This is a genomic window from Acinetobacter sp. YH01020, from assembly GCF_013420275.1.
GTDB lineage: Bacteria > Pseudomonadota > Gammaproteobacteria > Pseudomonadales > Moraxellaceae > Acinetobacter > Acinetobacter amyesii.
The window spans coordinates 73,415-87,116 of the sequence record NZ_VOYN01000001.1 but is presented as its reverse complement, the minus strand read 5'-3'; the positions used below and the strand labels follow the sequence as shown (position 1 = coordinate 87,116).

Below are 13,702 nucleotides of genomic sequence, written 5' to 3'. Positions count from 1 at the left end.
ACCACTCTGCTGTCTCACCTAAGGCGTGCCCGCCACTTTGCCATTCGGTACGGTAATGGTTTGGCGCTTCACTGCAGGTTCAATGGCGACTGGCGTGGAGACCACTGCCGCTGGCTGTGTCGTTTGTGGTGCTGTCGGTACCGTCTTATACACAGGGACTGGCGCTGTCCCTTTTGAAACAGGTATGCGCTGTTGATACACATCGTCCACATTTTCAGGTAATTTCGCAAAATTACCGTCATTATCCAGTGCCAGTTGCAGACTATAGAGCTGACTGTAACGCTGCTGAGACATTTTCTTCACATCAGCAGAATTTCCAACAATGGTCGGATGAATAAAGATCAGCAAATTGCGTTTACTGTTGGATTTTCCTTCCGAGCTAAAGAGTTTGCCCAGTACAGGAATAGCCCCCAACCCAGGAACCGATTGGCGTCCATGCAATGTATTGTCTGAGATCAAACCACCCAGCACAATCGTTTGTCCATGCTCTGCCAAGATCGAGGTTTTAATCGCACGTTTAGTCGTAACCAAATCCGAAGCTTGACCTTTATTGTCTTTTACATCAGAAACTTCTTGCTCCACTTCTAAACGCACAGAGCCGCCGTCGCCAATATGCGGCACAACTTTCAAGGTCACACCGACATCTTTACGCTCAATCGATGTATATGGATTGGCTGTGCCACCATTGGTGGTGACCGAACCTGTCACAAATGGAACGTTTTCACCCACCACAATATAGGCTTCTTCGTTGTCCATCGTCACAATCGACGGTGTAGATAATAAATTGGATTTGGTTTTTTCTTTTAAGGCCTGAATCATCGCACCATAGAGTTTGCGTGAACCATCATTGCCTTCACGATAATCACCAAGGACCAAAGAAGTACCGGCACTCACCGCGCTACCTGCACCCGCAGCGCCGCCAGTTAAATATCCTGCGGCAATATTTTTTAAACTCGAACCAAAGTTATCAAAGTTAATTAAGCCGATACCACTACTGATATCACCCAACGCCCATTGCACACCGAGTTGATCGGTATCCGTGCCTTCGACTTCAATAATCGCCGCTTCAATCAGCACTTGCTGACGACGAATATCCAGCTGAGAAATCGCAGATTCAATTTCACGCATGAGCTGCGGATCTGCTTTCACAATCAGTGCATTTTGTGTGGTATCGGCAATAATACTGACGCCATTGGCATTAAAACTTGAAATACCATTTTGCGTATTATTGGAAGAGTTATTGCTGTTGAGGTTAATACCTGAACTGGTGTTATTTTGTGAACTGAATGACTGTGAATTCGAGCTGTTATTATCATTCATTAAGCTGTTCATCGTGCTGCTGTTTGAGCTATTCGATGAATTCGTACTCGAAACAGCTTGCCCCGTGACCAAGCCTTGTAAGATTTCCGACAAGTTTTTTGCACTGGCATACTTCAAACGGAAGACTTTCAACCCACCCAATCGATCTGCCGCAGGTACATCTAAAGTTTCAATAATCTTACGAATGCGTTTACGTGTCGCTGTATCACCTTTAATGATAATGCGATTGGTTCGATTGTCCGCGATAATACGAATTCGTGACCCTTTCGGGTCTTTTGATGCGCCGGTCGAACTCATCGACTCTAACAGTCCAATCATTTCTTCGGCCTGACTCGATTGCAGCGTCACAGCTTCGATATCATTTTGACCCGTTCCATCTAAATTACGAATAATCGTTTCGAGCTGATAAATATTACTTGCACGATCTGAGACGATAAGCGCATTGGTCCCCGCCACTGCTGACAAATGTGCAAATTGCGGCATCAATGGGCGCAACGCTGGAATTAAGTCGTTGGCATTAGTGTTATCAAGCCAAATCACTCGCGTGACAATTTGGTCTCCAGACGCACGGTGGCGCGCATCATAAGGAATGCCCGAGCTTTTTACATTACTGTCTGGAACCAGTTTAATGGTGTTGCCCGATGGAATCGCCACTACACCATTCACATTCAACACACCGAGAAACAGGTCATAGACTTCATTTTTATTTAAAGGCTTATTGGAAATAACCGTTACATTTCCTCGTACCCGTGGATCAACTGCAAAATTTTTCCCCGTGATATCTGCGACTTCATTAATGAATGCCGTAAGATCTGCATCACGTAAATTGATTTTCCATGTTTGTGCATAACTTGCTGTGCTGACCATAGCAACCAAGGGCACCATGGCATAGGCAGCTAAAGTTGAACGGTTATTATTAAATAAAGCCATATACGCCTGTGTTTCCTAACCCTATAAAGTGATGAAACATCACTAAAAATCCTGTTGTATGGTCATCACTTGATCACCACGTTTGACTTCAAGTTTCACCTGCCCTTCACGGCGGGCTTGTTCTAATAATTGCGCCTCAGATTGTCCTGCACCGACTGCCTGCCCATTTAAAGACATGATGCGGTCACCCGGTTGCAAACCCAATTTATTTCTCAAGGCAGCAGGTGTTCGATTTGAAATCTCAAACCCACCATTACCTGATGGATTCACCCCCATTTCCTGCAGATATTGCTCACGATTTTCTTTCATGCGTTGTACGGCCTGACCAATCGCGGACTGCGTCGTGCCTTGCCCTGAATTTGCAGGATTAGCTGCATTTTGCATGCTGTTATTTTGCAAAGATCCGCCTGATGTTGCATTGGCTGTAGGGACAATCGGTTGATCTAATCCGTTTTCAATACCTTGGAACGCTAATTCACGCCGTGCACCATTACCCTGCGTTAAAATCACCTTATCCCAATAAACTTCAGCCAGTTGATATGATGAACCTTGAATGGTTTCTCCAACCAAGTAGCGATCTGAACTCTCATTGACTTTAATCACTGCCGACGAGTAGCGACTTGGCTGTCCAACCACCACACCTTGTAACACCATATTTAACTGCGCGTCAGCTGCTGAACTGCGGTTTTCCTGAAACAAGGCAAAAGAGCTAATATTAGGAACTTGCGTTTGCTGTGAACCCAATTCAACTCGGTCTAACTGCATGGCTTGTGGCGGTGCAATCAATAACCAAAATAAAGCGGCTAACTTCCAGCACAGGTACAAAATTATTAAAACCAAGACCACAGGTGCAAGTCGATCTGTTTGCTTCCAATTGATCTCGCGGATTTTTTCGAAATAGTCAGCCATCAGTTCACCCCACTCAATAGGGGTTGACGCGAACTAATCACATACGTATCTAATCCTGCCTTACCTTCATAGGAAGCAACATTCATCAAAAAGCGCTGGGTTAATTGCACATCCAACATGAGGTCTGGCTCAAGTGACATATTCATCATTTTTTGTTCACGTTGATCTCGAACATCAATCGACAATTTACCATTATCGTCTTTTAATTGAGCCAACATGGCAGGCACATTCATTGACTCTTGACGCTGTGCAAAGCTAAATGATAAATCCCCACCTGCCCACTGTATCTCGCCTGATGAACGACTAAATCCCTGTTGTGGCTTATATTTAAACTGCACATCTTTTAATTGAATGGCATTCATTGGCCATTGCCAATCGGCAAAACTTTTTAAGGTTTCAGGAGCAATTTGACCCTCTAAGTTTTTAATACTAATACTTTTACCAAAACCATACCCCATCACACCTTGTAGTTTGGTATTGCCACTATGAATTTCAACATTTGCACCTAAGCGCAATAAAATCAAATCCCACGGGCGCGTGTTCCAGTTTAACGAGCCTTTCAAGTTTCCTCGTGTCCAATCTGCTTGCCCGTGCCAAATATTGCCACTGACGTTATGTAGCATTTGGTTATTTTTATAAAACTTTGTAATGAGCCACGCTGCTGGTACTTGCAGCATAACGAAAATTAAAAAACTGATCGCAGCAAAAATGAGCCACCGAATATTATTAGTTTTATTGATCATCCCACCACAACCGATCCATCAATTTTTTTCCATCATTTAAACATTTTTCTTTATAGACACATTATGCATACTTTTTCTGCATAGCCAATTCAAAGAGATAAAAAAACCAGGCATTTGCCTGGTTTAATTATCCTGAACTCAGGATATGACGATTTCATGAATTGTTCTTAAATTAAGAAGTCTTCTAGTTTCGCGCCTTTTTCTAACTCAGCCACTAACCAACGTGGTTGTTTACCACGACCAGTCCAAGTGTCATCTGCATTAGTTTTGCTACGGTAACGTGGCTCAACAGCTTTACGAGTTGATTTTTTACGTTTGCTTGAACCAAATTCAAGGATTTGTTCAACGCTTAAATCTAAATTTTCTGCAATTTCAACAATACGGTTGTATGCATCTTCAATCGCTTGATCTTTTTTAGATGCAATCAGTGCTTCAGCCTCTACTTGAAGCTTCTTTAACTCTTCAACTGATAAATTACTAATATCAGGCATAATCTTTAACTCCGAAATTTCATTTTAATAATGCTTATGAAAACTCACTCATAATATTATAATAAAATTTTTATTCAATAAATAATTTTCATTTTACTACAATATTTTAACACGACTCCTTAAAATATATAAAGTTAAATTGTATTTAAATATTATTTCCCACTGAATTTTCTAAGGCTTTTATTTTGGTTTTAATATTTTCTGGAATAGAGGTTTTTTGTAGGGTAGTTTTATCCACGCACACAATAACCGCATCGCCTGTAGCAACGATTTTTTGTTGCTGTTCACTCCATAATATATAACTCATACGAAATGCACTATTTCTTAATTCTTCAACGCGCGTTGCCACTTTTAAAATATCAGGATAAACTACGGGGCTTAAATATTTACATTGGCTTGAAGCCACAACCGTAATCACAGACTGATTAAATATATCCAACTGATCTAAATAACCAATCCGCGCACTTTCCATATAACGATAATAATGCACGTTATTTACATGACCAAAAGCATCCATATCCCCCCAAGCTACGTGTTGAGTATGAATCAATGAATATTGAGCTAAATTTTCTTGCATATTATATCCTTATATTCTAATTTCCATAAAATTAGCATTATTTTCAAATATTAAATTTAATTGTTTGGTCAAATCTTCCTGCTGATTTAAAGCTGACTTGATGCGTAAATAACTCATTAATACATCATTTGGATATAATTCTAACAATGCATCTGCTTCAGCTTGACGTGCTGTCGCTTGGTAAATATTCCATTTTGCAAAACTAAAAACAGGCAGCGCAGGATACTTTTCTTCCCAACGTTGAATCTGCTGTTCTACAGCCACATAGTCAGGGTTTTGCTTCAGCATTTTTTGCTGGAACCACAAAAAGAACACTTCTTTGTTAAATTGCTGTTCCAGCAAATGAATGGCCAATTGCTCATGCTCCTGACTCATCTCTGGCATACGAGACAAGACTTTCAACCATAGCACCTTGACCGCATATTTACGCTCTGTAATTTGATCTTGCAAATCCAAATAACGCTGCTTTAAATGCTGTAAGTCATCGACATCAGCTTGATCAAATGCAGATAATAATTGTTCCAACCAAGCTTGTTTTGTCAGCTCATCTAAATGTCCATAACGTGTCGAACGCAAATACAACCAAGGAAACTGCAACGCAAACATGCCCCATAGCGTGGTTAAACGCTGCTCATAGGCAGTGCTGACTTTTTGCAACCATGGCGATAATTCATGTTGATTCAAAAATTCAAGATGCGTTAAAGCCTTTTCACCCTCTTGTTGGGATAAATAAATTTCAATCCGTTGCAATTCTGCAAGTTCAAAAGCCATTGGATTGGTCTGAGTTAATGCATTTAGTGCTGTTTCATATTGCTGCTGAATCCAATATAAACGCGCATCGATCACCCCTTTTAATAATCCAGACTCAGTAAAAGCTTGCTGAATAAAGTTTTTTTGATCTTGTGCAGCATTTAAAAGCCAAATGACAGCCAATTGCTCATAGGGATGTAGTTTATTAGAACTAAAGACTGTTTCAGATTTACGCTGTTCTCGACTTAAATAGCGTTTAACCGCATACCAAAGCATTTGCACGAACAAACTCAGTAGTGCCAGCAATAATGCTAAAAACCAAATATTAGATTGAACTTGCCATTCACGCCAGTATAAATAGACATAGCCTGCACCATGTCCAAAACTCAGCAAACTAATAATGGCAACAACCAATAAGCTAATAAATAAATAGGCCAATAAAATATGTTTCATAGTCGATTATCCTATGAGTGCCCGAGTATTTAATAGCGGTACAGAAATAACCGGAATGTCCTTTAATTGTTCTAAACGTTGGCGTATTGGTTTTAATGAAGCATCTGGCAATTGCTGCATAATTTGCATAATTTCAGTGATTTCTTGTTGAAATTGAGGATATTGTCCTTGATTTAAAACTTGCTGAGCCAAAATTAAACGTAACTGCATTTCTTTTAATACCAAGCTACGCTGCATTAATACGGGACTCGGTTGCTCGACCGATTCGACTTGAATCCATTTTTGCCAAAAAGAAAGACCCTTTTGCTGCTCTTTAGAACTATAGGGCTTTAATATTTCTTTTTCTAACAATTGATCGATCGATTGCAGGGTATTTTTCACTTTATCAGATTGCAACTGACGCTCTATCACATATTGCTTTAAGGTCTCACGATCTTTTTGAATCACTTGATGCAAACTCATGCGAAGTGCAGGTGCCAAGCTCAACTGATCTAATTGTTGGTCTAATTGGTTTAATTTTTCCAAAGCGACAGCAAATTGTTGTTGCTGCATGGCAAATTCAACCAAATCAAGTTGCTGGCCCACAACCATCATTGGCTCAATGCTATGGGTTGCCTCAGCAGCAATCGAAGTATTCGATGTCGTTGCAGCCGCCATCTCGGTCGCTGTGCCGCTCAACCGGCGTTTCAAAGCCACGACCTGATCATTCAAACCTGCATTGCGCTGTTGCAATAAAGTTTGTTGTTGCATCAGTTCGGTTTGTTGAGCATTGACTTGAAATAGGTCAAAACTGAGTTTAGCCAACCAAAGTACTGCGACAATGACCACGACGACAAACAACTTCTTCATGTATTTCCCTGCACGACCTGCACATGCTGCAATATGTGTGTCGCGTTTAAATCTTCGAGTTGAATAATTTTAAAATCTTTGTTCAGTGTTATACGACTTTGCTCAAGTAGCTCGAACAACCTTACACCTAAAACTAAAAAATGTGCATGACTCAGCACTGATAAATGCGACTGAATCAAGTCAAGCCAATTGAGCCAACTGGCCTCACTGGTGATCAACATACAATACGGAGATGACAACTGATGTTCAGAAATGAGTGTTTTTACTTTTTGAGTGGTCTCTTCCGGTAGATGGCGTTCGTATAGCACAAAATTAAGAATCTGAATGCCACGTGCTAGCAACTGCTGCATCATAAATTGACGACCACCTTCACCGCGCCAAAATGCAACGCAAGCCCCGGCCTCCAATTGTTCTAAATGGCTTAAAGTGAGCATTCCCTCCGAAGTTTCCACCTGCGGTACGACACTGCGAATACCATAATCAGCTAACTTTGCTGCGGTTGCGTCACCGACTGCAACCCATTGCATATGTTCGAGCTGATCAAGTGAAATGCCTGCCTTACGCAAACCTTGCATACCAAAGGTGACCGCAGAGGGGCTGACCACAACCAATACATCCGCAGCACTCAACTGGGCATAGCACCCCACTAATGCTTCTGACCATGCCCGTGGCTTGAGCTCAAGTAATGGAAGCTCAGCCACAGCAACACCCGCAGAGCGCAGCGTCAAGCTAAGCTGCGTTGCACGATCTGCTGGACGTGTATTGATAAAAAGCATGTATTAATACAGTGCCTTTAAAATTTCACCTGCACCTTGGGCTAACAAGTCTTGTGCCAATTTGACACCGAGCTGTTCAGCTTGTTCAGGAAGACCTACTTGCTGTGCTTTCAACAAGGTTTGACCGTCAACACTACCGACTCGACCTTCCAAATGAATCTGACCATTTTCTAAGGTTGCATAACCTGCAATCGGTACTTGGCAGCCACCTTCTAGATATGCATTAAAAGCACGTTCTGCACGTACACAAGAATTGGTCTCTGCATGCATTAAGGGCAAAATTAAATCCAATACAGCTTGATCTTGGCTACGACATTCTAGGCCCAATGCACCTTGTCCAACTGCAGGTAAACTCACAACAGGCTCAAGAGTATGACGAATACGCTCTGCTAAGCCCAAACGCTTCAGCCCTGCACTCGCCAAAATAATCGCATCATAGTTACCCGCATCGAGTTTAGATAAACGCGTACCCACATTGCCACGCAGATCAATAATTTCAAGGTCTGGACGTTGTTTTAAAATTTGGCATTTGCGGCGCAAGCTCGACGTTCCAACCTTCGCACCCTGGGGTAAATCATCAAAACTGTTATAAGTATTTGAAACGAAAGCATCTAATGGGTCTTCACGCTCACAAATCACGGCCAAGCTTAAACCTTCAGGCAAAGCCATTGGCACATCTTTCATCGAATGAACTGCTAAGTCTGCACGACCATCCAACAACGCCGCTTCTAATTCTTTTACAAATAATCCTTTTCCCCCAATTTTGGCTAAAGGGGTATCTAGAATCTTGTCACCTTGAGTCACAAAGGTCACCAACTCAACTTTCAAATTTGCATGAAGTGCTTCTAAGCGTGCACGAATATGTTCCGCCTGCCAAAGTGCAAGCGGGCTTTGTCGAGTTGCGATCTTAAGGATATTCATAAATTTTAAAATACAGTCTATAGGGCTATTATTCTAAACTTAACTTGCTCAGTTGAAAATGCAAGCTTAATTCGCAATGTGCTTTGACCCTTGCCCTATAATTTTTGTATTCGCTCACGTAAATTCGGTAAATGTCGACGGCTGACCGCCAAACGTTCTTCTAAATCTCGACAACGCACTTGATATTGCCCTGAGCTTATAACCTCTAAACCATCTAAAAAGCTCACAGACACCAAGGCATTGCGATGAATGCGTATAAAACGATCACCAAATTCATGCTCTAAATCTTTCAGCGTTTCATCAATGAGTACGCTGCCATTTTTGTGCCGAACAGTGACATATTTCTGATCTGCAAGAAAATAGTAAATATTTTCCACAGGTACCAACTCTACACCACGATAGGTCTTTGCCGCGATTTGATGACGGCTGATTTTAATTTCGTCCATATTTTCTTTTTGTTTTATCGTGCTCAATTGAGCTTGGGTTAATTTAGTTAAATGATCTAAAACCTGCTGCAATTCCTGTTGCATAACTGGTTTTAGTAAATATCCCTCTGCATTCGATTTAAATGCATCAAGTGCATGATGATCATATGCAGTGCAAAAAATAATAGCGGGCATGGGGTCTAATTCACGCAACAATTTCGCGCAAGTCAACCCATCCATTTCAGGCATTTGTATATCTAGTAAGATGACATCAGGCTCGAGGCTTTGAGCCAAGTCAATCGCTTGTTGACCATGTGAAGCTTTCGCAACCACTTGATGTCCAAGTTGAGTGACTAAACGTGACAATCGCTCTACTGCTAGAGGCTCATCATCACAGATTAGGATGTCCATTTCTCCTCCTTATCTCGTTAACGTCATTTATTTTTATTGGTCAACTGAGATTTCTATTTATATTGATATTGCACCACAGTCGTATACATTCCCTCGCCTGCGTAGGTTTGAAAAGTGACATGCTGACCATAATATGCCTCAAGTCTCTGTTTCACGTTTTCGATGGCAATACCATTCCCCTGACGTAATTTAATTGTATCCTGTGTATAGGGATTTGTAATAACGATATTAATTTGATTTTGTAATATTTCAATCAATATATTTATCGTACTCTTTGTCAAAATCTTTTCAACTCCATGAAAAATACTATTTTCTAATAAAGGTTGTAAAGTTAATAGTGGAATTTGTACTTGAGCGTATTGTTCAATACCTTCTAGTTTCCACTCCACCTTAAGCCGATCACCTAAACGCATTTGTTCAATGGCCAAATAACGCTGACACAGATCGATCTCATCTTTGAGACTTACCAACTTCAATTCTTGAAAACTTGCACGGAACAATCGAGATAAATTCAGTAGCATTTGCTCCGCTTTATCTGGGTCAATCGCAATCAAGCTAATCACATTGTTTAAGCTATTAAATAAAAAATGTGGATGAATCCGAGCTTGCATAGCCTGAATGCGTGAGTTTAATTCACTATGATGTTGTCGACCCCACTGTTCTCTTAAATATAAATATCGAAAACAAAATGCCCCAAGCAACACCCCATAGCTCAGATTTAAAACCACACCAGCAGTTAAAACGTCCGCACTCAAGCCAGTTAAACTGAAATTTCCACCAAAATAGATCAAAACATTTAAAGTTATGGTGGTGAATAACACCAAAGCTTGCAATAAAACAAACCCGCTAAACATGAGCATTTTCATGCTTAAACCACGCGTCTTACTCTGCAAAAGCTCTGAAAATGCAGCAAATGCCAATAAAATCCAGTTAATAAACAACATATGCTGCATGACACTGGAAAAACTTAAAGCATGCCACGATTGAGCTTGGGCCAAGGCCAAGACCAACGCCACGATATTGCCTGCAAGAAAAAGCTCCCACAAATAATGCCAACGGCCCATTTTTCTTGAAAATACAGAAATTGTCATAGGCCCAAACCTTGTCTAAAAGTTTGATCAACTTGCCCTTCGGCAACTGGGTTTGAATTTGCTATACTCTTGCTCAGTTCTATGCTTTTTATCTTATTGAGCCGACATGACCACATCTTCTAATTCCTCAAATCCGTCACAAGCCCAAACTTCAGGCATGTGGGGCGGTCGTTTTTCCGAAGCTACTGACGCTTTTGTTGCTGAATTTACAGCATCTGTACAGTTTGACCAACGCTTTTATAAACAAGATATTGCAGGTTCAATTGCTCATGCAACCATGCTTGCAAAAGTTGGCGTTCTAACTGAACAAGAGCGTGACGATATTATTAATGGCTTAAACACCATTAAAGCAGAAATTGAAGCGGGTAACTTCGAATGGCGCATTGACCTAGAAGATGTGCACATGAATATTGAGTCACGCTTGACTCAACGTATCGGTATTACAGGTAAAAAACTACACACCGGTCGTAGTCGTAATGACCAAGTTGCAACCGATATCCGTCTGTATGTTCGCGACGAAATCGATGCGATTTTAGAATTATTGAAAAAATTACAAAAAGGCATCCTAGGCTTAGCGGCGAAAAATACCAATACCATCATGCCGGGCTTCACGCATTTACAAACTGCACAGCCAGTGACTTTTGGTCACCATTTAATGGCGTGGTTTGAAATGTTGGTACGTGACTCAGAGCGTTTAATCGACTGCCGTAAACGTACCAACCGTATGCCTTTAGGTTCTGCTGCACTTGCAGGAACAACCTACCCAATTGACCGTGCATTCACTGCCGAATTACTAGGTTTTGAAGCTGTCGCTGAAAACTCTTTAGACGCCGTATCTGACCGTGATTTTGGTATTGAATTCAATGCGGCAGCATCACTCATCATGATGCATTTATCACGCATGTCAGAAGAAATGATTCTTTGGACATCGGCTCAGTTCAAATTTGTGAACATCCCTGACCGTTTCTGCACTGGCTCTTCAATCATGCCGCAAAAGAAAAACCCAGACGTTCCTGAGTTGATCCGTGGTAAAACTGGCCGTGTATATGGTGACTTGATGAGCCTATTGACCCTGATGAAAGGTCAACCATTGGCATACAACAAAGACAACCAAGAAGATAAAGAACCACTATTCGATGCAATCGATACTGTTCGTGGCTCACTCATGGCATTTGCCGACATGATCCCTGCACTAGTGCCAAACATTGACATCATGCGTGAAGCAGCGCTGCGTGGCTTCTCAACTGCAACTGACCTTGCCGACTACCTCGTTAAAAATGGCGTGGCATTTCGTGATGCACATGAGATTGTGGGTAAAGCAGTTGCTCTCGGTGTTCAAGAAGGCAAAGATCTTTCAGAATTAACCCTTGAGCAACTTCAACAGTTCTCTGACTTGATTCAGGCCGATGTCTTCGAAAAAGCATTAACACTTGAAGCATCTGTCAATGCACGTAACCACATTGGTGGTACTGCACCTGCTCAAGTTGAAGCAGCAATTGAACGCGCACACGCACGTTTAGAAAAACTTTACGCATAACTTTTTCAAGTTAAATGGAGTATTGATATGTCTCGACAAGTGTTTTGCCGTAAATATCAGGCTGAAATGGAAGGTTTAGACTTTGCACCATTCCCGGGTGCAAAGGGACAAGAATTGTTTGATACGGTATCTAAACAAGCTTGGCAAGAATGGCTAAAACACCAAACTACGTTGATCAATGAAAAACGTTTAAACGTGTTTGAAGCTGACGCGAAAAAGTTCCTTGAAGAGCAACGTGAAAAATTCTTCAGCAATGATGAATCTTTAGAAAAAGCCGAAGGCCTAAAGCCTGAGTGAGGATCAGTGGAGCACTGCTCCACCCGAACGCAAGGCGAAGGCTGTGCCTGAGCAGAAAAATAAAGCGCTGCTCTAAAAATTACGCAAGATAAACACCGAAGGTATGCGTAGGCTTTAATTGAAAAGAATCCCCAACCCTGGGGATTCTTTTTTATCCATTGATCAATTTTATTTAAACTTAAATAAATGAACTTATTATTTAAATAATGTTAATTGTATTTTTTCCATTACATATATCGATTTTTATCGTTTAAATCCAAACAAAACCTACCAAAGTTATTGGCCAATTTGTATCAAAAATTCTGAATGTAAATTTGTGATACATTTCTCAATAAAAAACAACATTACACTACAATAAACTCCATGTATTTCTAAATCTGCTTTCCTATAATAGCAATCAAGGAGATGGAAACATCTTCCATAATATCGATAAGTAACCCCGATTTTCCTTCCCAGATTTCCCCCAAAATCTGGGAATTTTTTTATCCAAAATTTGCACTAACGTCTCACATTTAACTTCAAGCTCTAATCAAATGAAGCGCTGTTCAAACTAGTCAAACCCTCAATTTTTTCTAAAAACTCGGCAATAAAAAAGCCCCGATCACGGAGCTTTTAATAACTACCTTTAAATCAAGGTTGCTTTAAATACGGCCATGCGGCTTTTAAATAAATAAACATCGACCATAACGTTAAAACTACGGCTGTATAGAGCAATCCATACGCCAACATTTCTAGGGGTTGCCAATTTAGCAAGAACACTGAAATCGCAATCATCTGAAATGCTGTTTTATATTTACCAACGGTTGAAACCGCAACACTGGTACGCGCGCCTAATTCAGCCATCCACTCACGTAGGGCAGACACCGTGATTTCACGTGAAATAATTACAATCGCTGCAAAGGCCATCGAAATGGTCGGTTGCCATTGCACCAAGACGATCAACGCAGTTGCGACCATCAGTTTATCTGCAACAGGATCGAGAAAACGTCCAAATGCTGAAGTCTGATTTAAACTTCTTGCAAGGTAGCCATCAAACCAGTCAGTGACAGCTGCGATCACAAAAATAGCAGTCAGCAATATATGACGTGACATGCTTGCAGCATGCTCACCCACGCCCATTGCAGGTGGCCAGTACGCCACCAACAAAAACACAGGAATTAAAGCAATTCGTGCCAATGTTAAAATATTAGGAATATTCAGGATTCGACCTGTTGTCATAGAC

General features: G+C 41.1%; 13 protein-coding genes and 1 pseudogene. 2 read left to right on the top strand and 12 right to left on the bottom strand.

Going from position 1 to position 13,702, the window contains the following annotated elements; translation table 11 throughout:
- Nucleotides 1-18 precede the first annotated feature (18 nt).
- From gspD to FTT85_RS00395, 11 genes and pseudogenes are all read right to left on the bottom strand, one after another.
- Nucleotides 19-2,250, bottom strand: coding sequence for a type II secretion system secretin GspD (gene gspD, locus FTT85_RS00445; RefSeq protein WP_180182572.1), 2,232 nt, complete (start codon nucleotides 2,248-2,250; stop codon nucleotides 19-21).
- Nucleotides 2,251-2,292: 42 nt separating this feature from the next.
- A complete protein-coding gene (locus FTT85_RS00440) occupies nucleotides 2,293-3,159 on the bottom strand; it encodes a type II secretion system protein N (RefSeq protein ID WP_180182571.1) in 867 nt (288 codons plus the stop codon).
- The gene (gene gspN, locus FTT85_RS00435) at nucleotides 3,159-3,902 is read right to left on the bottom strand and encodes a type II secretion system protein N (RefSeq protein WP_168379021.1); all 744 of its coding nucleotides are present in this window, start codon (nucleotides 3,900-3,902) and stop codon (nucleotides 3,159-3,161) included. Before gspN ends, FTT85_RS00440 begins: the two co-directional genes overlap by 1 nt.
- Before the next feature lie 167 nt (nucleotides 3,903-4,069).
- Nucleotides 4,070-4,396, bottom strand: coding sequence for an H-NS family nucleoid-associated regulatory protein (locus FTT85_RS00430; protein ID WP_078190459.1), 327 nt, complete (start codon nucleotides 4,394-4,396; stop codon nucleotides 4,070-4,072).
- A gap of 142 nt (nucleotides 4,397-4,538) precedes the next feature.
- The gene (locus FTT85_RS00425; protein ID WP_180002838.1) at nucleotides 4,539-4,970 is read right to left on the bottom strand and encodes a thioesterase family protein; all 432 of its coding nucleotides are present in this window, start codon (nucleotides 4,968-4,970) and stop codon (nucleotides 4,539-4,541) included.
- 9 nt (nucleotides 4,971-4,979) lie between these two features.
- Nucleotides 4,980-6,173 (bottom strand): heme biosynthesis protein HemY, encoded by a 1,194-nt coding sequence (locus tag FTT85_RS00420; RefSeq protein WP_180182570.1) that lies wholly within the window; start codon nucleotides 6,171-6,173, stop codon nucleotides 4,980-4,982.
- Nucleotides 6,174-6,179: 6 nt separating this feature from the next.
- Nucleotides 6,180-7,022 (bottom strand): hypothetical protein, encoded by an 843-nt coding sequence (locus tag FTT85_RS00415; RefSeq protein ID WP_180182569.1) that lies wholly within the window; start codon nucleotides 7,020-7,022, stop codon nucleotides 6,180-6,182.
- Nucleotides 7,019-7,798 carry a uroporphyrinogen-III synthase gene (locus FTT85_RS00410; RefSeq protein WP_180182568.1) on the bottom strand — a complete coding sequence of 260 codons (780 nt, stop codon included), beginning with the start codon at nucleotides 7,796-7,798 and terminating at the stop codon, nucleotides 7,019-7,021. Before FTT85_RS00410 ends, FTT85_RS00415 begins: the two co-directional genes overlap by 4 nt.
- 3 nt (nucleotides 7,799-7,801) lie before the next feature.
- On the bottom strand, nucleotides 7,802-8,719 hold the full coding sequence (gene hemC / locus FTT85_RS00405; RefSeq protein ID WP_218950642.1) for a hydroxymethylbilane synthase: 918 nt from the start codon (nucleotides 8,717-8,719) through the stop codon (nucleotides 7,802-7,804).
- Between the two features lie 95 nt (nucleotides 8,720-8,814).
- Nucleotides 8,815-9,555 carry a LytTR family DNA-binding domain-containing protein gene (locus FTT85_RS00400; RefSeq protein WP_180062994.1) on the bottom strand — a complete coding sequence of 247 codons (741 nt, stop codon included), beginning with the start codon at nucleotides 9,553-9,555 and terminating at the stop codon, nucleotides 8,815-8,817.
- A 53-nt stretch (nucleotides 9,556-9,608) separates the two neighbouring features.
- A pseudogene (locus tag FTT85_RS00395) lies at nucleotides 9,609-10,762 on the bottom strand (sensor histidine kinase).
- On the opposite strand from FTT85_RS00395, the gene argH reads away from it, so the two are divergent.
- Nucleotides 10,753-12,183 carry an argininosuccinate lyase gene (gene argH / locus FTT85_RS00390; RefSeq protein ID WP_171319324.1) on the top strand — a complete coding sequence of 477 codons (1,431 nt, stop codon included), beginning with the start codon at nucleotides 10,753-10,755 and terminating at the stop codon, nucleotides 12,181-12,183. The pseudogene FTT85_RS00395 and the gene argH sit on opposite strands and share 10 nt — an antisense overlap.
- A 27-nt stretch (nucleotides 12,184-12,210) precedes the next feature.
- Nucleotides 12,211-12,480 carry an oxidative damage protection protein gene (locus FTT85_RS00385; RefSeq protein ID WP_078190466.1) on the top strand — a complete coding sequence of 90 codons (270 nt, stop codon included), beginning with the start codon at nucleotides 12,211-12,213 and terminating at the stop codon, nucleotides 12,478-12,480.
- 630 nt (nucleotides 12,481-13,110) lie between these two features.
- Here the strand turns inward: FTT85_RS00385 and pgsA are convergent.
- On the bottom strand, nucleotides 13,111-13,698 hold the full coding sequence (gene pgsA, locus FTT85_RS00380) for a CDP-diacylglycerol--glycerol-3-phosphate 3-phosphatidyltransferase (protein ID WP_078190467.1): 588 nt from the start codon (nucleotides 13,696-13,698) through the stop codon (nucleotides 13,111-13,113).
- Nucleotides 13,699-13,702: the final 4 nt, after the last annotated feature.

Bases quoted from the DNA above. Each gene is read 5' to 3' on its own strand.
- gspD (WP_180182572.1), bottom strand. From the start codon at position 2,250: ATGGCTTTATTTAATAATAACCGTTCAACTTTAGCTGCCTATGCCATG.
- FTT85_RS00440 (WP_180182571.1), bottom strand. From the start codon at position 3,159: ATGGCTGACTATTTCGAAAAAATCCGCGAGATCAATTGGAAGCAAACA.
- gspN (WP_168379021.1), bottom strand. From the start codon at position 3,902: ATGATCAATAAAACTAATAATATTCGGTGGCTCATTTTTGCTGCGATC.
- FTT85_RS00425 (WP_180002838.1), bottom strand. From the start codon at position 4,970: ATGCAAGAAAATTTAGCTCAATATTCATTGATTCATACTCAACACGTA.
- FTT85_RS00420 (WP_180182570.1), bottom strand. From the start codon at position 6,173: ATGAAACATATTTTATTGGCCTATTTATTTATTAGCTTATTGGTTGTT.
- FTT85_RS00415 (WP_180182569.1), bottom strand. From the start codon at position 7,022: ATGAAGAAGTTGTTTGTCGTCGTGGTCATTGTCGCAGTACTTTGGTTG.
- FTT85_RS00410 (WP_180182568.1), bottom strand. From the start codon at position 7,798: ATGCTTTTTATCAATACACGTCCAGCAGATCGTGCAACGCAGCTTAGC.
- hemC (WP_218950642.1), bottom strand. From the start codon at position 8,719: ATGAATATCCTTAAGATCGCAACTCGACAAAGCCCGCTTGCACTTTGG.
- FTT85_RS00400 (WP_180062994.1), bottom strand. From the start codon at position 9,555: ATGGACATCCTAATCTGTGATGATGAGCCTCTAGCAGTAGAGCGATTG.
- argH (WP_171319324.1), top strand. From the start codon at position 10,753: ATGACCACATCTTCTAATTCCTCAAATCCGTCACAAGCCCAAACTTCA.
- FTT85_RS00385 (WP_078190466.1), top strand. From the start codon at position 12,211: ATGTCTCGACAAGTGTTTTGCCGTAAATATCAGGCTGAAATGGAAGGT.
- pgsA (WP_078190467.1), bottom strand. From the start codon at position 13,698: ATGACAACAGGTCGAATCCTGAATATTCCTAATATTTTAACATTGGCA.